This window comes from Kitasatospora sp. NPDC001132 (genome assembly GCF_053598415.1).
In genome coordinates this window covers 1-18,911 of record NZ_JBSFKF010000038.1, presented here as the reverse complement: position 1 = coordinate 18,911, position 18,911 = coordinate 1, and the positions used below count along the sequence as shown (strand labels likewise).

Genomic DNA, 18,911 nt, shown 5'->3' with positions numbered 1-18,911 from the left:
GGGAGTCCGGAGCCGAGAGCCGACAGCCGAGAGGTGGGAGAAGTGCCGAAACGCACCACGCACGAGGAATCGAGCTGCCCCGTCGCCCGTCCGATCGACGTCGTCGGTGACGGCTGGACGCTGCTGATCGTCCGTGACGCCTTCGACGGGCTGCGCCGCTTCGGGCAGTTCCAGAAGAACCTCGGCCTGGCCAAGAACATCCTGTCGGCCCGCCTGGCCAACCTGGTCGCCAACGGCGTGTTCGAGCTCGCACCGGCCGCGGACGGCAGCCCCTATCAGGAGTACGTCCTCACCGAGAAGGGGCGCGCGCTGTTCCCGGTGATCACGGCGCTGCGGCAGTGGGGCGACGAGTGGTTCTTCGAGGAGGGCGAGCCCCGGGCCCGCCTGGTGGACCGCGAGTCCGGCGCGCCCGTCGCACCGGTCGAGGTGCGCTCGGCGGACGGCCGGCTGCTCGGGCCGCAGGACGCGCGGGTGCTGCTGCCCTGAGGCGAGCCGCCGCCACCGGCCGGGTGGCCGGGGTGGTAGCCGGTGGCAGCGGTGGGCGGGTGGCGGACGTCGGGTCAGCTCGGCCTGGCGGCGCTCGTGGTTGCGGATCTGGTCCCGGTTCCGGTGGTCGTCGTGACGGCGGTGATCTTCGCGGGGCCCGCCGTCGTCGTGCCGGTCGCCGGATGGGTGGGCGTAGCCGCCGTCACGGTGGACGTGGGGGTGGAGGTGGCGGTGGGCGGGGACGTGGTGCCGGTCGTCGTGGTCGTCGTGCCCGAGCTCATGGTGCCCGGCGATGTCGCCCCCGGGCTCGTCGCCGTGCCGGGTGAGGGGGTGCCGGGCGACGTGGGGGAGGTGGCCGTGGGCGCGGGCTCCCAGGGCGCCGGCGGCGGGATGCCGGGGGCCAGCGGCCCCGTCGGCGGTTCGACGGTCCGGTCCACGGCCTCGGCCCGCCCGGTCAGCCGGGAGAACCACCTGCCGGTCTGGATGTCCGCCAGGACGATCTCGGTCACCGGCTGCGGTGCGGGGACCACCACGATCAGCGCGGTCGGATGGAAGCCCGCCCAGGCCTTCCCGGTGTAACGGGCGTCGTTCACCGGCGTCGGCGGCTTCAGCGGGTTGCCGCACGAGCAGCGCGCCCGGGGCACGCCCCGGGCGTCCACCAGGACGGCGGTGCCCGCCTGGAGCACGGACTGGTACGCGACCACCGCGCCGCTCCGGTAGCTGTGGTTGGTCACCCGGGTGTCCACCCGCAGGTAGGCGGAGGTGAGCGAGCGCAGGTAGCCCGGGATGTCGGCCTGCGCGATGCCGACGGCCGAGGCCCAGGCACGCCCGGCGTCCCCGGCCGAGACCATCCCGATCAGGCGCTCGGTGTCGCAGCTCGGCTTGCTCGTCGTCCCGGCGTACAGCCCGGCCGAGCTGCCCCCGACGCTGTGGAGAACCGCTGTGGGGCCGCTTCCGGGCGAGGTGCCGCCCGGATGCTGCGCCGTCGGGGTGACGGGGGCGGGCGCGGGGGCGCTCACCGCCTGGGTCTCCACCGACGGGGTGAACGGGTCCGGCCCGGGATCGGCCGGGGCCTGCAGGGCGACCTCGTTCGCCGTCGGCACGGTCGAGTGGTGGCCGCCCTGGTTGCCGGTGATCAGCACGGCGGCCACCGCGGCCACCGCCACCGTGCCCGCCGCCGGGAACAGCCCCTTCCCGGAGCGCCACCAGGGCCCGCGAGCACCGGGCCCGGGCCTGCCGGCTCCGCCCGGTCCGAACGGCCCGCCCGTACCGCCGAGGCCGCTCGCACCCCCGGCGCCGCCCGTCCCGGAGGCACCACCCGTCCCGGATGCCCCGTACGGGCCCCAAGGCGGAGGAGGCGTGGACGGCGGCCCGGCCGGCGGTCCGGACGGAGGCCCGGAGGGCGGCCCGGACGGGGGTGTGGACGGAGGCCCGGAGGGCGGCCCGGACGGGGGTGTGGACGGAGGCCCGGACGGGGGACCTTGCGAAGGCTCGCCGGGCGGTCCGGACGGAGGTGGCTGGGAGGACATCGAGGCTCCGTTTCGCAGGCGGTCGGCCGACCGGGGCCGGCCCCGGAGGCTCCGGCCGTCGGCTTCCCTTTCTCCCCCGCGCCCCCGTCCGCCGCAACAGCAGGTGGGCCGGGCGTCGCCGAGCGTGCCCGCCGACCGTCGGCCACCCTGGAAGCCCCACCGGCAACCGGTCGGCTGCCGGCCGGAGCCCAGGCACCCCGCGTACTACGAGGAGGCGGCATGCAGCAGCCCACCAACCGGGCCGCCGGCCCACCCGGTGCCGTCCGAGGCTGGCTGGAGGCGCTCGCCGTCGTGGTGGCCGGGCTGGTGGCGATGGCGGCGGTCGCCGCACTCGGCCTCTGGCTGGCCGGCGCCGACGACCTCCCGGACGGCGGCGTCCCTGCCGTGCTGGCCGCGACGCTGGCACTCGCCGTCGGCGGCACCGTCCGGCTCGACGGCGGCGCGGGAGACTTCGCGGCCGTCGGGGCCGAGATCAGCGCGATGCCGCTGAGCGTCTCGGTGGCCGGCGCGGTCACCATGGCGGAGGTGTTCCTGCGCCAACTGCGCTTCCGCGCCGTCGCGGGAGGCGGAGAGCTGCTCGGGCGGATCGGCCGGACGGTGCTGCTCTGGCTGCTCGCCCTGGTGCTGATCACCCTCGGCGCCCGGCACACCTTCGTCGTCCCGCTCGGCGACGACCTGGCGCAGTCGATCGGCGGCGCGCTCGGGCTCACCCCGGAGGTCGGCTTCCACGCGGACGGCCCGACCACCGTCGGCATCGGGCTGGCCTGGCTGCTGGTGGTGCTCGCGCTCACCTTCGCGGTGTCCCGCCGGGCCCCGCTGCCGGCCGCCCTGGTGCGCCACCAACTCGCCGTCCGCCCGGCGGCCTTCGCGCTCTGGTCGGTCCTGCTGGCGTACCTGGTGATCGGTGCGGTGGCCGGGGTGCTGACCGTGATCGTGCACGGCAACGCCCGGCAGACCCTGGCCGTGCTGCTGCTCGCACTGCCCAACCTGGTCTGGTTGGCCTTCGGCCTCGGGCTCGGTGCCGAATGGCACGGGCGGCTGATCGGCGCGCTCGGCCTGCCCGTCCCCAAGCCGCTCAGCGCCGTGCTGCGCACCTCCGAGGGCGGGCAGGCGACCGTCGACCTCGGCACCCTCGCGGAGCAGGACGCGCGCAGCTGGTGGCTGTTGCCGCTGGCCGCCGTCCTGCTGCTCGCGGCCGCGTTCCTGGCGGCTGCCCGCTCACCGCGCACCGTCCGGCTCTGGCAGCACGCCGTCCGGTTCGCGCTCTCCGCCGCCGTCACCATGCTGCTGGTGGGCCTGTGGACCCGGGTGGACGCCGACTACGGGCTCTCGGTGCTCGGCGTCGGCCTCGGCCGGGGCGGCCTGGGCGACCTGCTGGGCGCCGTGCTCGGCGGCAACAGCCCGCTGGCCGCGCTGGGCAGCGGCAGCCTCACCCTGAGCCCGGTGCTCTGGACGGCGGTGCCGCTCGCGGCGGGTTGGGGGCTGGTGGCCGGCGCGCTCGGTGCTCTGCTCGCCACTCGGGTGCGGCACCGTGGCGAGGTCGCCGGAGCGGGGGAGGAAGCGCCCTTGGGCGGGCCTGTCGGTTGACGGGATCACCCGGGTGGTTCGGCAGGAGTCCGTGCCTGGCGGTGGCGGTGGCGGTGGGGAGGCGGTGACGCTGGTCGCGATGTGGGTGCAGGTGCCGACGAGGGGCGTGACGGCGCAGGTCGGCGAGCAGTCGGCGGTCCGTTGGCGCCCCGGCCGCGGGGCCCGCCCGGGACGGCCGGGTTCAGAACGCCTCTGCCAGGAGGATGACGGCTGGCGGTACCGCCTGGCCGAGCGCGCCCCGCCAGAGCTTCGGCTCGGAGCAGAACAGGGTGACCCCGCCCGCGAGCATGAACGCGGCGACGTAGAGCACCAGCGCCCGCCCGGCCCCCGGGTGGCCGGCGTGCAGCAGGACCAGGCCGGTGACCAGGCCGAGCGCCAGGAACAGGTTGTAGAAGCCCACGTTGACGCGCCACAGCCGGACCTCCGGGGCGTCCGCCGTGCTGCCGGTGAGCAGCCGGCGCACCCGCGGGTGCCCGTACAGGAAGCTCTCGAGCGGCCAGACGATCAGGTGGATCGCCGCGGCGACCACGGCGAAGACCTGGCTCACGGCGTTCACGGCGGACGGCTCCCTCCGGTCGGGGGCGACCAGGACGGCTGGACGACCGGTGCGGCCCCGGCGGGCGGCCGGGGCACCACCGGCGGGTCGGCGGTCCCGCGCGGGCGGGCCCCCGGCGGCGGGCGGCGGCTGCGGCAGGGCGACCAGCAGCCGCCCGTCCACCCGGGCGGCGGGTTGGGGCGGGTCCGGCGCCGCCCAGGAGGCCATCCCGTCCGGTGGGGCGACGTGGGTGGGGCGGAACGCGAACTCGTCCATGGACGGCTGCATTTCCTCCGCCGCGCGATCCCCGCCGCGCGCGGCACGACTCGCACCACAGGTCGCCTCCCACTCTACCGGCGGCGGCCCGAGCCCGCGGGGCTCACTGGTCGCTGGTCACTGCCCGATGCCTTGTGCCCGACGTCCGTTGTCCGTCGGGCCCGGCAGGCCCGGGCGTCGAGGCCGTCAGCGCCGCATGATGCTCGGCTCGTGCCGCCGCAGCAGGACCAGCACCACCAGGCCGTACAGCAGTGAGAGCGCGGGCAGCAGCACCATGCTCAGCACCCAGCCGGACCGCTGGTGGCGGAACATCGGATCGGCGGTGATCGCGTTCGGGAAGATGCCGTGCAGTTCGACGGTGCGGGCCATCGCCGACATGCCCCAGCGGGACGGGATCAGCCAGGCGAACTGCTCCAGCCCCGGCACCCCGTGCAGCCTGAGCATCAGGCCGCTGAAGACGATCTGCACCACCGAGAGGAGCACCAGCAGCGGCATGGTGGCCTCCTCCTTGTCCACCAGCGCCGAGACCACCAGGCCGAGCATCATCGCCGAGAAGGCGAGCAGCGCGACCGCGATGATCAGCTCGGGCAGCTGCGGCATCACCACCCCGGTCGGCACCGCGAAGGACAGGTTCACCCCGGCCAGGCCGACCCCGGTCAGTACCGCGGCCTGGGCCACCGTGACCGTGCCCAGCACCACCACCTTGGAGACCAGGTAGGCCGATCTGGACAGCCCGACGACCCGCTCCCGCCGGTAGATCGCGCGCTCCTTCACCAGTTCGCGCACCGAGTTGGCGGCGCCGGTGAGCAGACCGCCGATGCAGAGCGTGAGCAGGCAGTTGACGGCGTTGTCGGGGGAGAGCCGCGAGCCGGCCATCGCCCGGCACATCAGGCCGATGACGAAGGGCAGCACCACCATGACGGTGAGGAAGAGCCGGTCGGCGGCCAGCACCGAGGTGTACCGGCGCACCAGCGTGCCGAGTTGGGAGAACCAGCCCTGCGGTTTCTCCCAGGCGATCGGGGGAGTGGCGGACACCGGCGGGCCCTGGTCCGCAGCGGGGTGCAGTGCCTGACCGACGTACGGGGCTCGACCGGCGCTCGGCGCCGGACCGGGGCACGGCGCGTGCCAGGCCTCGGCCGCGATGTAGTGCGCGTACTGCGGGGAGTCGCGGAAGCGCTGCTGCCAGGCGGCGTGGTCCTCGTGCTCGAAGGCCTCGAAGGCCTCCGGCCACTCGTCGAAGCCGAAGAACTCCAGCGCCTCGCCGGGCGGCCCGTAGTACGCCGTCCGCCCGCCCGGGGCCAGCACCAGCAGACGGTCGCAGACGTTCAGGCTCAGCACGCTGTGCGTCACCACGACCACCGTCCGGCCGTCGTCGGCCAGCCCGCGCAGCATGCGCATCACCGAGCGCTCCATGCCCGGGTCCAGACCGGAGGTCGGTTCGTCGAGGAAGAGCAGGGACGGCTTGGTGAGCAGTTCCAGGGCGACGCTGACCCGCTTGCGCTGACCGCCGGAGAGGCTGGCGATCACCTGGTCGGCCCGGGCGTCCAGGCCCAGCTCGTGGATCACCTCGCGGACCCGGGCCGCCCGCTCCTGCGGGTCGGTGTCGCCGGGGAAGCGCAGCTCGGCGGCGTAGGACAGGGCCCGGCGGACGGTGAGCTGGGTGTGCAGGATGTCGTCCTGCGGGACGAGTCCGATCCGGCGGCGCAGCTCGGCGTAGTCGCGGTAGAGGTCGCGTCCGTCGTGCAGCACCGTGCCCAGGTCGGCGGGGCGCAGCCCGGTGAGGGCGTTGAGCAGGGTGGACTTTCCCGCGCCGCTCGGACCGGCCACCGCGAGCAGCGCCTTCTCGGCGAGGGGGAAACCGACGTCGTCCAGCAGCACCCGGTGGTCGGGGCCGACCCGGACCACCAGGTGTCGGACGTCCAGGGAGATCTCGCCGGTGTCGGTGCACTCGACCAGCCGGCCGTCGGCCAGGCAGAACGCGGAGTGGCCGATGCCGACGATGTCGGCCGGGCCGACCGGGGCGCGTTGGACGGGGCGGCCGTTGAGGTAGGTGCCGTTGTGGCTGTCCAGGTCGACGATCTCGTGCCCGCCGCCGGGCAGGGCACGCAGTTCGGCGTGGTGGCGGGAGACCACCAGGTTGTCCAGGACCAGGTCGTTGTCGTCGGAGCGGCCGATCCGGACGCTGTGACCGAGCAGCCGGTGGACGGCGCTCGGGCGGCGGAAGGTACCGGAGGCGTGCGCGGCGACCAGTGACGGCTGCCGGTGCGCGGTGGGGACCGGGAGGGCGGCGAAGGTCGCGGACAGGCCGTCCGCCGGATCGCCGAAGCGCAGCCGGGTGCCCGGGCCGACGTTCTCCTGGTGGACACGGCGGCCCTCGTCGTAGGTGCCGTTGGCACTGCCCGCGTCCTCCAGCAGCCAGTGGCCGTCGTCGGCGCGAAGGACCGCGTGGTGCCAGGAGACCCGGGGGTCGTCCAGCACGATCTCGCCGGTCGGGTCGCGGCCGAGGTGGTAGGCCCGGCCCGGGTCGATCAGCTGCGAGTCGCTGTCGGTGACCAGCACGAGGGGCGGCGCGGTGGGCGCGCCGGGGCGCTCTCCCATGGTGGGCAGTCTATCGCCGCCGCTGTCGCCGCGGCGGTCGAAGTGCCGTTCCGGAGTGCGATATTGGACTGGACCATTGCCTTGGCCCAGCACTGTGTTCAGCGATCCCGCGGGGTCCGGGTGCTCCGAGGCGAGTTCGAACTCCTCGGCGGCGGCGAGCTGTTCGGCCGGCGACCGATCCAGCTCTGCGACCGCTGCCGGGGCGGGCAGGGCGACGGCCCGGGGAGCGGCCGCAGGCGGGGAGCGGGCGCGGCCCGGCCGTGGTCGCCGAGCTCTCCGCGCTCACCTGAAGGGATGATCACGACGCCCCGTGGGCTGCTCACCCCCACGGGGCGTCGTGATCATCCACCGCCCCCCACGGACGGCCCTCCCAGGAGCACGCTGAGGTCGCCCCCGAGGTGAGCCCCCACGGGCTCGGCACCTCCTCCTCGTCGCCGTCCTGCACCGGCAGCCGGTCGATCACCGCGACCAGCGCCGGCGGCAGCTGCGGCGCCAGCCCCCGGTGCACCCGGGAGAGGATGTCCCGCCGCACGCCGTCCGGCAGCAGCGGCCGGTTCATCCGCAACACCCTCGGCCCGGGCGGCCGTTCGGCCGTCGCCAGCTGGTCCGACCAGGCCCGCCAGTAGTCGGCGTCGTCGGTCTCGCCGAGCATCAGGTGGTGCAGGTGCAGGCAGTACGCGGCCGTCCCGCTGCCCGAGCCGGCCGCGAAGCGCCACCAGAACTCGGCGCCCTCCTCCTTGCCGGTGGCGTACAGCAGCGCGCCGAACACCTCGGCCCCCTCCGGCTCGATCCGGCGCGCGTTCACCAGCAGGTCGAGGCCGCGCGAGGCGTCCGGCGCGCCCAGCACCAGGGCCACCACCAGGCCGAGTTCGAAGGCGGCCTGCTCGTGCTCCGACGGCAGGTGGACGGGCGCGGCCGTGAGCCGGGCCCGGCGTACGGCGGCGATCCGTTCCGCATGGGCGCGGTCGGGCCGCGGGACGCGGAACACCGTGCTCGCGCCGTCGGCCGGATCCGCTCCGGCCGGGGCCCCCTCCTCGGGTCTCGCCGTCACAGTTCGCCGCCACCGTCCGGGAGTTCGCCCACCCCGAGTCGGCGGGCCAGCCGCTCCCGGGCGTGCCGGAGGTTGGAGTGCACGGTCGCCACCGGCCGCCCCAGGTACGCCGCGATCACCTTGACGTGCAGGCCGAGCAGGTACCGCAGAATGACCACGTCCCGTTGTCGGTCCGGCAGTTCGAGGATCGCCGCGTACAGCCGCACCTCGTCCGCCTCGCTGCGCAGCAGCCCCTTCGCGACCTGCTTGAAGGCGCCGATCACCGCGGCGAAGGTGACCGCCTCCACCTCGACCGGCTCCTCGACGGCCACCCAGTCCGAGACGTGCCGGTTGGCCAACCGCCAGGCGTACGCGGCCGGTTCCTCGAACCGCAGCACCTGCGGCCAGCAGCGGGCCAGGTCGGACTTCACCGCCGCGACCACCAGCGCCGCGTCGGCCCGGTTGCCTATGCGGGTCATGGCGAGGGCGCGCCAGGCCGGCTCGTGCGTCTCGCAGAAGGCCACGTACGGCAGGCCCAGGCGGAGTTCGGCCTCGGAGCGGGTTCCGGTGTCGGCGGTGGCCGTCGGTTCCGCCCCGGTCCCGTGGAGGTACGACACGGCCGTTGCGCCCCCGTGCCCGCGTTCCGGGGCACTCCTGTCGATCGTCATCGAGCCTGCTTTCCGTGGCCGTCGGCTGCTCGCCCGGGCCACCCGAGGGTCGGGCTGTCTGCGCCCATCCTCATTCCATCAGGCCCGTCACTCCAGGATGCAATCCGAATACAGATTGTCATCTCATGGGAGTCGCTGGTTGGTTGAAACGCTCGAAGACGGCCGGAACGTGACGGTCCGCGCCTATCGTGGGCGGCGGGGACCGGTCGGAAACGGAAGCGGAAGAGGAACCGGAGGGAGAACGCGATGGGCCTCTACGACGGGGTGGACCTGCGGCTCAACGTCCCGCACTCGGCCCGGATGTACGACTACTTCCTCGGCGGGTTCACCAACTTCGCCGCCGACCGCGAGGCCGCCGGCCACGCCCTCGCCGTCGCGCCCTGGCTGCGCGCCGCCGCCCGCGTCAACCGGGCCTTCATGCAGCGTTCGACCCGGGCGCTCGCCGAGGCCGGCTTCGACCAGTTCCTCGACATCGGCACCGGCATCCCCACCTCACCCAACCTGCACGAGGTCGCCCAGGGCATCCGGCCCGACGCCCGGGTGGTCTACGCCGACAACGACCCCATCGTGCTCTCGCACGCCCAGGCCCTGCTCACCGGCACCCCCGAGGGGCGCACCGCCTACGTGGAGGCCGACGCCACCGACCCGGCGCGGCTGCTCGCCGCCCCCGGCCTGCGGGAGACCCTCGACCTGTCCCGCCCGGTCGCGCTCTCCCTGAACGCCCTGCTCCACTTCGTCCCGGACAGCCACGGCGCGTACGGGCTGGTCGAGCACCTCAAGTCCGCTCTCGTCCCGGGCAGCGCCCTGGTGGTGACCCACGTCAGTCCGGAGTTCGCGCCCGCGGACATCGCCAGGCTGACCAGGATCTACGAGGCCGCCGGCACCGCGGCCCAGGCCCGTCTCCGGCCGGAGATCGCCCGCTTCTTCGACGGCTGGACCCTCCTCGAGCCCGGACTCGTGCCCATCGCGGAGTGGCGGCCGGCGCCCGGCGAGGTTCCCGGCGCCGCCTCGGAGGTCTCGCTGTACGCGGGGGTGGCCGTCCGGCCGTGAAATCCCGCGCGAATTAGCGTTCCTGACGAGCCATCGGCACCCGAACCGCGTCGCTCCGATTGAGAAGGCGGCTCACGCCGCGCCGATCGATCGGAGGAGGAGCATGCACCCGCAGCCTTCGCAGACCCGTCACAGCCGCCGCGCCGTCCTCGGTCTCGGCCTCGGTCTCGGTCTCGGCCTGGGAGCGGCCGTCGTCGTGGCCGCGACCGGCGGGCCGGCCCTCGCGGCCACGGCGACCGGTCCGGCCGCCGACCGCGCCGCAGATCCAGGACCGGCGAGCACGGCATCACCAACGACGTCGGCATCGCCTGGACCCCGGCGGGCGCCCCGTCCTGCTCGCCGTGCTCACCACCAAGCCCGCGGACCAGAAGGCGCCGATGGACGAGCCGCTGGTCGCCCGGACGGCCACGCTGCTCGCGGGCGCGCCCGGCTGACCGAGCGCTCCTGGCCACGGCCGCCCCGGCGGCCGGAACAGTCGTCCCCGTCACGCCTGCCACCCGGTTCACGCACCGCACGGTGCTCATGCCACTGATGCCCGTCACCCCGTCCGTCCCACCCGTGCGACCCCGTCCCGCCGGGCCCAGACTGGTGAGGGACGATGCTGCCCCGCCAGGCAGGGAGAGGCATGCTGCTAGGGCTCACCACCGCGCTGGTCGCGACCGTCTGCTTCGGCTTCGGGGCGGTCTTCCAGGCGCGCGGGGCGCGGTCCGCCCCGCGCACCGACCGGGTGCGGGCGGGCCTGCTGACCGCGCTGGTGCGGTCCTGGCAGTTCGTCCTCGGCACACTGCTGGACATCGTCGGCTTCGTGCTGAGCGTCGTCGCCCTGCGCACCCTGCCGCTCTTCCTCGTCCAGGCCGTCACCAACTCCGGTCTGGCCGTCACCGCCGTGGCCGCCGTCTGGCTGCTCGGCGCGCGGCTGCGCCGGAGCGACATCGCGGCCATCGTCGCCGTGGTCGTCGGCCTGACCCTGCTGGCGCTCGGCTCCGGCCGGGAGGGCCGCGACCACGCCGCGCCCGCCTTCCACTGGGCGCTGCTCGCCACCACCGCCGCCATGCTGCTCGCCACCCTGGTCCTGGTGCGCCGGCAGGGCAACGCGGCCGCGGCCGGCCTGGGGCTGCTCGCCGGGGTCGGCTTCGGGGTGACCAGCCTGGCGGTGCGGGTCCTGGACGTCTCCGGTCCGCTCGCCGTCCTCACCGACCCGGCAGCCTACGCCCTCGTCGTCGGCGGCCTCGGCGGCTACCTCGCCTACGCCCTGGCGCTGCAGCGCGGCACCGTGACGGCCGCGACCGCCGCCGGGACGGTCACCGAGACCTTCGGACCGGCACTGGTCGGGGTGACGGCGCTCGGCGACGCCGCGCGCCCCGGCTTCGAGTGGTGCGCGCTGACGGGCTTCGCGGTGGCGGTGGGCGGCACCATCGTGCTCTCCCGCTTCGGTGAGCTGGAGGGCGAGTCCGCCGAGCTGTCCGCCCGGCACCGGGGCACCGAGCCCGCCGTCCCGCCCCGGTAGCCCGGACGGCACCGCCATGCGAAGGTGACTTGCCGGACAAAACGGACGGCGACACGGCCACAGAGCGGCAGGTGCCAGATGGCGGAGGAACCCCACTCCCGACCCCGGCGGTCGGCCCCGAAGGGCCACACGGACCCGACGGACCCGCCCGACCGCCCCGTCGCGCTGATCACCGGCGCCTCCTCCGGCATCGGCCGCGCCGCCGCCACCCGCCTGGCCGACACCGGCTGGCACACCCTGCTCTCCGGCACCGACCGCCCCCGGCTCGACGAACTCGCCGAGCGCACCGGCGGCCGCGCCCTGCCCGAGGACCTGAGCAAACCGGACGGCCCGGCCCGCCTCGCCGAGGCCGCCCTGGCCGAGACCGGCCGGGTGGACGCCCTGATCGCCAGCGCCGGCCTGGGCTGGCGCGGCCCGTACGCCCGGACGCCCTCCGACACCCTGGACCGGATGATCGAGGTCAACCTCGCCGCCCCGCTGCGCCTGGTCCGCCTGCTGCTGCCCGGGATGCTGGAGCGCCGCCACGGCCGGATCGTGCTGATCGGCTCGATGGCCGGCCAGGTCGGCGTGCGCGACGAGTCGGGGTACGCCGCCACCAAGGGCGGGCTGACGATGTTCGCGGAGAGCCTCTGGTACGAGCTGCGCGGCACCGGGGTGGGGGTGCGCCTGGTCCTGCCCGGCGCGGTCGACACCCCGTTCTTCGACCGGCGTGGCACGCCCTACCAACGCGAGCGGCCCCGCCCGGTCCCGGCGGAGCGGGTCGCGGACGTCGTGGTCGCGACCATCACCACCGAGCGGGACCGGCTCTACGTCCCGCACTGGCTCGGCCTCCCGGCCCGCATCCACGGCATGGCCCCGGGCGTGTTCCGCCGGATGGCCTCGCGCTTCGGGTGAGCGCCGCCGCCGGGCACCGCCCGGCCACCGTCGCCGCCGCGGCCCTCGCCGTCGCCGCCGGGATCGAGTTCCTGCACCTCGCCCCGGCCGCCGTCCGCCTGCCGCCGCTGCGCCGCACCCTCGCCCGCCGCACCGCCGGCCACGGCACCGCGCCCGGCCACGTCGCCCTGACCTTCGACGACGGACCCGACCCGCGCAGCACCCCGTACGTCCTCGACGCGCTGGACGCACTCGGTGCCCGCGCCACCTTCTTCCTGCTCGGCGCGATGCTGGAGCGCGCCCCCGCGCTCGGCCGCGAACTGGTGCTGCGCGGCCACGAGGTGGCCGTCCACGGCTGGCACCACCGGCAGCAGTGGTACCCGGCCCCCGCCCGCGACCTGCGCGAACTGCGCCGCGCCACCGAGGCCGTGACCGAACTCTGCGGCGCCCGCCCGCTCTGGTACCGCCCGCCGTACGGGGTCCTGACCGCCGGCCCGGCGCTGGCCGCCCGCCGGCTCGGCCTGCGCAGCGTGCTGTGGACGGCCTGGGGCCGCGACTGGACGGCGCGGGCCACCGGCGAGTCCGTCCACGCGACCGCCCGCCCCGGCCTCACCGCCGGCGCCACCCTCCTGCTGCACGACTCCGACTGCACCTCCGCACCCGGCTCCTGGCGCGCCACCCTCGCCGCCCTCCCCCTGATCGCCGCCCACTGCCGCACCCACCACCTCACCCTCGGCCCCCTGCGCGACCACCGCGTCCCGGGCCCGGGCGGGGGCCGCCGGCCGTGACGGGCGGGTCACCCGCCCGGGCGGCGTCGGCGCGCACCGGAGCCGCGGCTACCCCAGCCCGACCCGCCGCAGCGCCGCCCCGAACCCCGCCTGCCAGGCCGCCGGTGTCGCGCCGGCGGACGGCGCGGGCTCGGGGCGGCGGAGGGCGGCGAGGGCGTTGCGGACCACCTCGGCGGGGTGGGCGGTGGCGACGTCGGCGTGGCCGAGCTCCAGCTCGTGCTGGAGGTTGTCGCGCCCGTGCCCCTGCACCACGTCGAGGAGCAGCAGCCGCCGGCCCAGCGCCCTGGCCTCGCTGCAGGTGTCGCCCGAGCTGGTGACCACCAGGTCGGCGGCGGCCATCAGGGCGGGGACGCGGTCGGTGTAGCCGAAGGGGTGCAGCCGGGGCTCCCGGCGTGCGGCGGCCCGCAGCCGGCGCTCCAGCTCCGGGTTGCGCCCGGCCACCGCGAGCACGTGCGGCCCGGTGGCGGCCAGCGATGCGGCGGTGCGGGCGAGCGGGCCGAGCCCCCAGGAGCCGGACATCAGCAGCACGCACGCGGCGCCCGCCGGCACGCCCAACTCCGCGCGCGCCGCGGCCCGTTCCGGCGGTCGGTAGAACGGCTGCCGCAGCGGCGCCGGGACGACGGCGATGTCGGCGTCCGGCCGGTACCGCCGCACCGCGCACGCGGCGATCTCCGAGGTGACCAGGAACAGGTCCGTCCCCTCCTGCACCCAGAGCCGGTGCGGCGTCACGTCGGTGCAGAACACGAAGTGCCGGAACTCCCGCTCCGGGGCCTGCCGCAGCAGCCGGTTGACGGCCGAGGTCGCGGTGGCGAACACCGAGACCACCAGCTGCGGCCGCTGCGCCGCGATCAGCTCCCGCAGCGCCGGGACCAGTCGGGTGCGGGCCGTCGCGTCGGCGAGCAGGGCGAGCCGGGCACCGGGCCGCAGCGCCGAGAAGTGGAAGGCGTCGTACACCCCGGGCAGGTCGAGCAGCCGGCGGAACACCGCCTCCCCGGCCGCGCCCGAGCGCTGCCCGAGCAGCGCCATGGCGTCGACGGTGCGGGTGGTCCAGCCGCGTTCCCGCAGGGTGTCCGCGCAGGCCTGCGCCATCACGTCGTGGCCCTGCCCGAGCGAGCCGGAGACCAGCAGGGCGTGCGGCATCGGGCGGCCCCGTCAGGCGCCGGCGGCCGAGCCGACGGCGGCCCGGTACCAGTCCGCGTACCGCCGCACCCCGTCGGTGAAGTTGGTGTGCGGCGACCAGCCCAGCAGCCGCTTGGCCTGCGCCGAGGAGATCCGCCGCCCCGCGTAGTCGGCCTTGCGCCCGTCGATGTGCTCGATGCCGACGGGCCCCAGCAGGCCGTCCACGGTGTCGGCGATGTCCCGCACCGAGACGGCCGTCGAGCCCTCCAGCGCGAAGGTCTGGTCCTCGGCGGCGGGGGACAGGGCCCGGACGTGGGCGTCGGCGAGGTCCTCGACGTAGACGAAGTTGCGGCTCTGCCGGCCGTCCCCGGCGATGGTGATCGGCCGCCCGGCCAGCGCGGCCTGGACGAACCGGGCGACGACCAGCTCGTCCCGCATCCGGGGGCCGTACGGGATGCCGTAGCGCAGGATGGTGAAGTGCTGCCCGTAGAGCTCGCGGTAGCTGTGCACCAGCATCTCGGCGGCCAGCTTGGTGGCCACGTAGAGATGGCCGCTGTGCTCCAGCTCGATCGGCACGTGTTCGTCCAACTCCTCTTCGTCGCCGTCGAGTTGACCGTCAGCCAGGGCGGCGCCGTAGACCCAGACGGTGCTCGCCAGCACGATCCGGCTCAGGCCGCCGCGCCGGGCGGCCTCCAGGACGGCCTCGGTGCCGTCGATGTTGGTCCGCACCGCGCGGACCGGGTCGGCGGACACCTGCTCGACGTCGGCCATGGCGGCCAGGTGGTAGACCACCTCGCTGCCGGCCAGGGCCGCGGTGAGGGCCTCGAGGTCGAGGACGTCGAGCCGCGCGTGTTCGGCGTCCGGATTGAGGTACTTGTCGGTGGTGTCCACCGCGAGGACGTCGTGGCCGGCCGCGATCAGGTGGTCCACGACGTGTGAGCCGATGAACCCGCAGCCCCCGGTGACGGCTATCCGCACGATCTTGCTCCCTTCGCTCCGGCTATCCGGCCAGTCGCCGGTACACCGTGGAGACGGCGTCGACCACCTGCTCGGTCTCGTCCTCGGTCATGTCGGAGTGCACCGGCAGGCAGACCTGCCGGGCGCAGACGTCCTCGGCCACCGGCAGCGGCCCGCGCCGGTACGGGGCGAGCACCGGCTGGAGGTGCAGCGGCAGGTCGTAGACCTCGCCGGACAGCCGCACCCCGTGCTCCTCGGCCAGCGCCCGCTTGAACTCCGCGCGGTCCACCCCCGACGGCAGCAGCGCCACGTACTTGTAGTAGTTGCCGCGGCAGCCGGGCGGTTCGAGCACCGGGTCGAGGCCGTCCAGCCCGGCCAGCGCGGCGTCGTAGCGGCCGGCGACGGCCCGGCGGGTCTCGATGAACTCCTTCAGCCGGCGCAGGTGCACCGTACCGATCGCGGCGTGCGGCTCGCTCATCCGCCAGGAGTAGCCGAGCTCCACGTGGTGGTTGGTGGTGAAGGACCCCTTCCCCTGGTCGCGGTGGATCCGGGCCGAGTCCCGCAGCTCCGGCGACTCGGTGAGGATCATCCCGCCCTCGCCGCTGGTGGTGACCTTGGTGGGGTAGAAGGAGAAGGCCCCGGCCAGGCCGAAGGTGCCGGCGGCGCGGCCGTCGAAGCTGCTGCCGTGGGCGTGCGCGGCGTCCTCGACCAGCGGGATGCCGCGCCGGTCGCAGAGCGCGCGCACGGCGTGGACCTGCGGGCCGACCAGCCCGCCGATGTGCACCAGGACGACGGCGGCGGTGTCCGGGGTGAGCGCCGCCTCCAGGGTCTCGGGGGAGAGCGCGAGGGTGGCCGGGTCGACGTCGGCGAAGACCGGACGGCCGCCCGCGTGCACCACCGCGCCGGCGGTCGCGTAGAAGGTGACGGCGGGGACGACCACGTCGCGGCCTCGGACGTCGATGCCGCGCAGGATCACCTCCAGCGCCGCCGTGCCGCTGCTCACCGCGACGGCGTGCGAGGCGCCGTGCTCGGCGGCGAAGGCCTGCTCGAAGCGCTCGGTCCACGGGCCGAGGGTGAGCGCGCCGGTGGTGAGCATCTCGGTCACCGCCTCGGCGACCGCCGCGCGGTCGCTCTCGTCGAACACGATGCGGGCGGCTGGAACGCCCATGTCGGCACCTCCGGCGGCGGGCTGCGAAAGCAGCACCGATCGGGTCGGATCCTCCCGAACCGCACGTCAGCGGACGGGTCAGGCACATCACGCTACTTCGCCCACCGGTCCGCGGCCCGCCGTCGCGGCCCGCACGGGTGACCGCATCTGCTTCCGCCGCAGGTCCGGGCGCTGCTTCCGGTGCGGGGCGTGCGCTCCTCCGTGCGGGGGAGGGCACTACTGCGTCCGCAGTACGCAAACGGCCTGCGCAGGGACGACGACGGAGCAGGGGTCGGCGATCAAGGATTGGTCATGCTGCGGCGGACCGCGTCCATCAGGACGTTCCGGCCGGCCGCGGCACGTTCCGTACCCGAGAACCGCATCCGAAGGAGTCCGCTCTCCCGTGGCCACGTTCCTCTACCGTCTGGGCCGATGGGCCTTCGTCCGGCGCCGGCTGGTGACCTTCCTCTGGGTCGCCGTGCTGGCCGCCGTCGGGGTCCTGGCGGCCAAGGCGCCCGCCGCACCCGACGACGGCTTCGCGATGCCCGGCACGGAAGCGCAGAAGGCCTTCGACCTGATGAACGAGCGCTTCCCCGGCGGGCACGCCGACGGGGCCTCGGCGCGCCTGGTGTTCGTCGCCCCCTCCGGCCAGAAGATCACCGCCGCCCCCAACCAGCAGGTGGTCGAGCGGACGGTCGACGAGGTCGCCCACTCCGAGCAGGTCACGGGTGCGGTGAACCCGTTCAAGATGCAGGGCGCCGTCTCCTCGGACGGCACCACCGCGTACGCCACGGTCAACTACTCCGCCAAGGCGGGTGAGGTGTCCGGGGGCGCCACCGACGCCCTGGAGCAGGCCGCCCAGCACGGCCGGGACGCCGGGCTCAAGGTCGAGATCGGCGGCAACGCGCTGATGGCCAAGCCCGAGGCGGGCGGCAGCAGCGAGGCGATCGGCATGGCGCTGTCCGCCGTCGTCCTGGTGATCACCTTCGGCTCGCTGGTCGCGGCCGGCCTGCCGCTGCTCACCGCCGTCGTCGGCGTCGGCCTCGGCATGGCGCTGATCGCCGCGCTCGGCAGCACGTTGGGGCTCTCCACCACCACCGGCACGCTCGCCATGATGCTCGGCCTCGCGGTCGGCATCGACTACGCGGTGTTCATCGTCTCCCGCTACCGCGCCGAGCTCGCCGAGGGCCGCACCCCCCAGGAGGCGGCGGGCCGGGCCGTCGGCACCGCCGGGTCCGCGGTGGTCTTCGCCGGCCTCACCGTGGTGATCGCGCTCGCCGGCCTCTCCGTGGTCGGCATCCCGATCCTGGCCAAGATGGGCATGGCCGCCGCCGGTACGGTCGTCATAGCCGTGCTGGTCGCCCTCACCCTGGTCCCCGCGCTGCTCGGCTTCCTCGGTCGCAAGGTGCTGCCCCGCAAGGCCCGAAAGGCCCGTACGGCCCAGGGCGAGGCCTGGGGCGCGAAGGAGAACGGCGGTGCCCGCTGGGCCCGCTTCATCCTGCGCCGCCCGCTCGCGGTGCTGCTCGGCGGTGTGATCGGCCTCGGCGTGCTCGCCGCCCCCGCGCTCGATCTCAGGCTCGGCCTGCCGGGCGACGAGTCCAAGCCCACCTCCACCACCCAGCGCCGCGCCTACGACCTGCTCTCCGAGGGCTTCGGCCCCGGGTTCAACGGCCCGCTGACGGTCATGGTGGACGCCAAGGGCGTCGCCGACCCGAAGGCCGCCGCGGCCGAGGTCGCCAAGAAGGTCTCCGGTCTGCCCGGGGTCGTCGCGGTGACACCGCCGATGTTCAACCCGGCCGGTGACACGGCCCTGCTCAACGCCGTCCCGGCGACCGGCCCGAGCGAGGCCGAGACCAAGGACATCGTGCACGCCATCCGCGACGACGCGGCCGGCCTCAAGTCGGCCACCGGGGCGACGGTCCTGGTCAGCGGCACCACGGCGATGAACATCGACGTCTCGCAGAAGATGTCCGACGCGCTGGTGCCCTACCTCGCCGTGGTCGTCGGCCTCGCCGTCCTCCTGCTGATGGTGGTCTTCCGCTCCGTCCTCGTCCCGCTGAAGGCGGCCCTGGGCTTCCTGCTCTCCGTGGTCGCCGCGCTCGGCGCCGTGGTCGCGGTCTTCCAGTGGGGCTGGCTGGCCGACCTGATCGGCGTGGAGCAGACCGGCCCGGTGATGAGCATGATGCCGATCTTCATGATCGGTGTGGTCTTCGGCCTCGCCATGGACTACGAGGTGTTCCTGGTCACCCGGATCCGCGAGGGCTTCGTCCATGGTGAGCAGCCGGGCGAGGCCATCGTCACCGGCTTCCGGCACAACGCCCGGGTGGTCACCGCGGCCGCGTTCATCATGATCGCCGTCTTTGCGGGCTTCATCGGGATGAGCGAGCCGATGATCAAGATGATGGGTCTGGGCCTCGCCGCGGCGGTCGCCTTCGACGCCTTCATCGTCCGGATGACCATCGTCCCGGCCGTCCTTGCCCTGCTCGGCCGCCGCGCCTGGTGGCTGCCGCGCTGGCTCGACCGCCTGATACCCGACGTGGACGTCGAGGGCAGCAAGCTGGAGACCAGCGCCCCCGAGCCGGCCCCGGGCCGGGAGTCGGTCACCGTCTAGGCCGGCGCCGACCGGCCTGGCGCTCCGCCGCTGCCCGGCCTGGCCCCCGGCACCAGCGGAACCGAGCGGAACTGAAAGGCGGAGACTGCCATGGGAGTTGAGATCCAGGTCGAGCCCCTGGGCGACCACGAGCACCTGGTTCGGGTCCGT

Annotated in this window: 15 protein-coding genes; 7 read left to right on the top strand and 8 right to left on the bottom strand. The window is 75.0% G+C overall.

The genetic code is table 11. The annotated features are described in order from the left end of the window. The first annotated feature begins 42 nt into the window (after positions 1 to 42). Complete coding sequence (locus tag ACWDBE_RS33650) at positions 43 to 486, top strand: winged helix-turn-helix transcriptional regulator (RefSeq protein ID WP_449809794.1); 444 nt, start codon at positions 43 to 45, stop codon at positions 484 to 486. A 74-nt stretch (positions 487 to 560) separates the two neighbouring features. Here ACWDBE_RS33650 and ACWDBE_RS33645 read toward each other — a convergent pair whose 3' ends face one another. Then, on the bottom strand, positions 561 to 1,637 hold the full coding sequence (locus ACWDBE_RS33645) for a DUF6777 domain-containing protein (protein WP_449792753.1): 1,077 nt from the start codon (positions 1,635 to 1,637) through the stop codon (positions 561 to 563). 597 nt (positions 1,638 to 2,234) lie between these two features. On the opposite strand from ACWDBE_RS33645, the gene ACWDBE_RS33640 reads away from it, so the two are divergent. Continuing rightward, positions 2,235 to 3,602, top strand: coding sequence for a streptophobe family protein (locus ACWDBE_RS33640; RefSeq protein ID WP_449792752.1), 1,368 nt, complete (start codon positions 2,235 to 2,237; stop codon positions 3,600 to 3,602). 181 nt (positions 3,603 to 3,783) lie between these two features. Here the strand turns inward: ACWDBE_RS33640 and ACWDBE_RS33635 are convergent, their stop codons facing one another. From ACWDBE_RS33635 to ACWDBE_RS33620, 4 genes are all read right to left on the bottom strand, one after another. Then, positions 3,784 to 4,413: a DUF1304 domain-containing protein gene (locus ACWDBE_RS33635; RefSeq protein WP_449809793.1), complete on the bottom strand. Its 630-nt coding sequence runs from the start codon at positions 4,411 to 4,413 to the stop codon at positions 3,784 to 3,786. Between the two features lie 186 nt (positions 4,414 to 4,599). Next, complete coding sequence (locus tag ACWDBE_RS33630; RefSeq protein ID WP_449809792.1) at positions 4,600 to 7,011, bottom strand: FHA domain-containing protein; 2,412 nt, start codon at positions 7,009 to 7,011, stop codon at positions 4,600 to 4,602. A gap of 319 nt (positions 7,012 to 7,330) precedes the next feature. Then, the gene (locus ACWDBE_RS33625) at positions 7,331 to 8,062 is read right to left on the bottom strand and encodes a hypothetical protein (RefSeq protein ID WP_449809791.1); all 732 of its coding nucleotides are present in this window, start codon (positions 8,060 to 8,062) and stop codon (positions 7,331 to 7,333) included. Then, positions 8,059 to 8,709, bottom strand: coding sequence for an RNA polymerase sigma factor (locus ACWDBE_RS33620; protein ID WP_449809790.1), 651 nt, complete (start codon positions 8,707 to 8,709; stop codon positions 8,059 to 8,061). The genes ACWDBE_RS33625 and ACWDBE_RS33620 overlap by 4 nt, the downstream gene beginning before the upstream one ends. Positions 8,710 to 8,955: 246 nt before the next feature. On the opposite strand from ACWDBE_RS33620, the gene ACWDBE_RS33615 reads away from it, so the two are divergent. From ACWDBE_RS33615 to ACWDBE_RS33600, 4 genes are all read left to right on the top strand, one after another. Beyond that, on the top strand, positions 8,956 to 9,759 hold the full coding sequence (locus ACWDBE_RS33615; protein WP_449809789.1) for an SAM-dependent methyltransferase: 804 nt from the start codon (positions 8,956 to 8,958) through the stop codon (positions 9,757 to 9,759). Positions 9,760 to 10,384: 625 nt separating this feature from the next. Next, positions 10,385 to 11,266 carry a hypothetical protein gene (locus ACWDBE_RS33610; RefSeq protein WP_449792746.1) on the top strand — a complete coding sequence of 294 codons (882 nt, stop codon included), beginning with the start codon at positions 10,385 to 10,387 and terminating at the stop codon, positions 11,264 to 11,266. A 78-nt stretch (positions 11,267 to 11,344) separates the two neighbouring features. After that, a complete protein-coding gene (locus tag ACWDBE_RS33605; RefSeq protein ID WP_449809788.1) occupies positions 11,345 to 12,160 on the top strand; it encodes an SDR family NAD(P)-dependent oxidoreductase in 816 nt (271 codons plus the stop codon). Next, positions 12,157 to 12,927 (top strand): polysaccharide deacetylase family protein, encoded by a 771-nt coding sequence (locus ACWDBE_RS33600; protein ID WP_449792744.1) that lies wholly within the window; start codon positions 12,157 to 12,159, stop codon positions 12,925 to 12,927. Before ACWDBE_RS33605 ends, ACWDBE_RS33600 begins: the two co-directional genes overlap by 4 nt. Before the next feature lie 48 nt (positions 12,928 to 12,975). On the opposite strand, the gene ACWDBE_RS33595 is transcribed toward ACWDBE_RS33600, so the two are convergent. From ACWDBE_RS33595 to ACWDBE_RS33585, 3 genes are read right to left on the bottom strand one after another with little or no spacing between them, the layout of a single operon-like run. Then, complete coding sequence (locus ACWDBE_RS33595; RefSeq protein ID WP_449809787.1) at positions 12,976 to 14,067, bottom strand: MGDG synthase family glycosyltransferase; 1,092 nt, start codon at positions 14,065 to 14,067, stop codon at positions 12,976 to 12,978. Between the two features lie 12 nt (positions 14,068 to 14,079). Then, positions 14,080 to 15,024 (bottom strand): NAD-dependent epimerase/dehydratase family protein, encoded by a 945-nt coding sequence (locus ACWDBE_RS33590; protein ID WP_449809786.1) that lies wholly within the window; start codon positions 15,022 to 15,024, stop codon positions 14,080 to 14,082. Between the two features lie 22 nt (positions 15,025 to 15,046). Then, positions 15,047 to 16,171: a DegT/DnrJ/EryC1/StrS family aminotransferase gene (locus ACWDBE_RS33585; protein ID WP_449809785.1), complete on the bottom strand. Its 1,125-nt coding sequence runs from the start codon at positions 16,169 to 16,171 to the stop codon at positions 15,047 to 15,049. 382 nt (positions 16,172 to 16,553) lie between these two features. Between ACWDBE_RS33585 and ACWDBE_RS33580 the strand changes: the two genes are divergently transcribed. Then, positions 16,554 to 18,761: an MMPL family transporter gene (locus ACWDBE_RS33580; RefSeq protein WP_449792740.1), complete on the top strand. Its 2,208-nt coding sequence runs from the start codon at positions 16,554 to 16,556 to the stop codon at positions 18,759 to 18,761. Positions 18,762 to 18,911 lie beyond the last annotated feature (150 nt).

Excerpts from the sequence above, each read along its gene's own strand:
- ACWDBE_RS33635 (WP_449809793.1), bottom strand. The coding sequence starts at position 4,413 with ATGGACGAGTTCGCGTTCCGCCCCACCCACGTCGCCCCACCGGACGGG.
- ACWDBE_RS33630 (WP_449809792.1), bottom strand. The coding sequence starts at position 7,011 with ATGGGAGAGCGCCCCGGCGCGCCCACCGCGCCGCCCCTCGTGCTGGTC.
- ACWDBE_RS33610 (WP_449792746.1), top strand. The coding sequence starts at position 10,385 with ATGCTGCTAGGGCTCACCACCGCGCTGGTCGCGACCGTCTGCTTCGGC.
- ACWDBE_RS33640 (WP_449792752.1), top strand. The coding sequence starts at position 2,235 with ATGCAGCAGCCCACCAACCGGGCCGCCGGCCCACCCGGTGCCGTCCGA.
- ACWDBE_RS33605 (WP_449809788.1), top strand. The coding sequence starts at position 11,345 with ATGGCGGAGGAACCCCACTCCCGACCCCGGCGGTCGGCCCCGAAGGGC.
- ACWDBE_RS33620 (WP_449809790.1), bottom strand. The coding sequence starts at position 8,709 with ATGACGATCGACAGGAGTGCCCCGGAACGCGGGCACGGGGGCGCAACG.
- ACWDBE_RS33615 (WP_449809789.1), top strand. The coding sequence starts at position 8,956 with ATGGGCCTCTACGACGGGGTGGACCTGCGGCTCAACGTCCCGCACTCG.
- ACWDBE_RS33585 (WP_449809785.1), bottom strand. The coding sequence starts at position 16,171 with ATGGGCGTTCCAGCCGCCCGCATCGTGTTCGACGAGAGCGACCGCGCG.
- ACWDBE_RS33595 (WP_449809787.1), bottom strand. The coding sequence starts at position 14,067 with ATGCCGCACGCCCTGCTGGTCTCCGGCTCGCTCGGGCAGGGCCACGAC.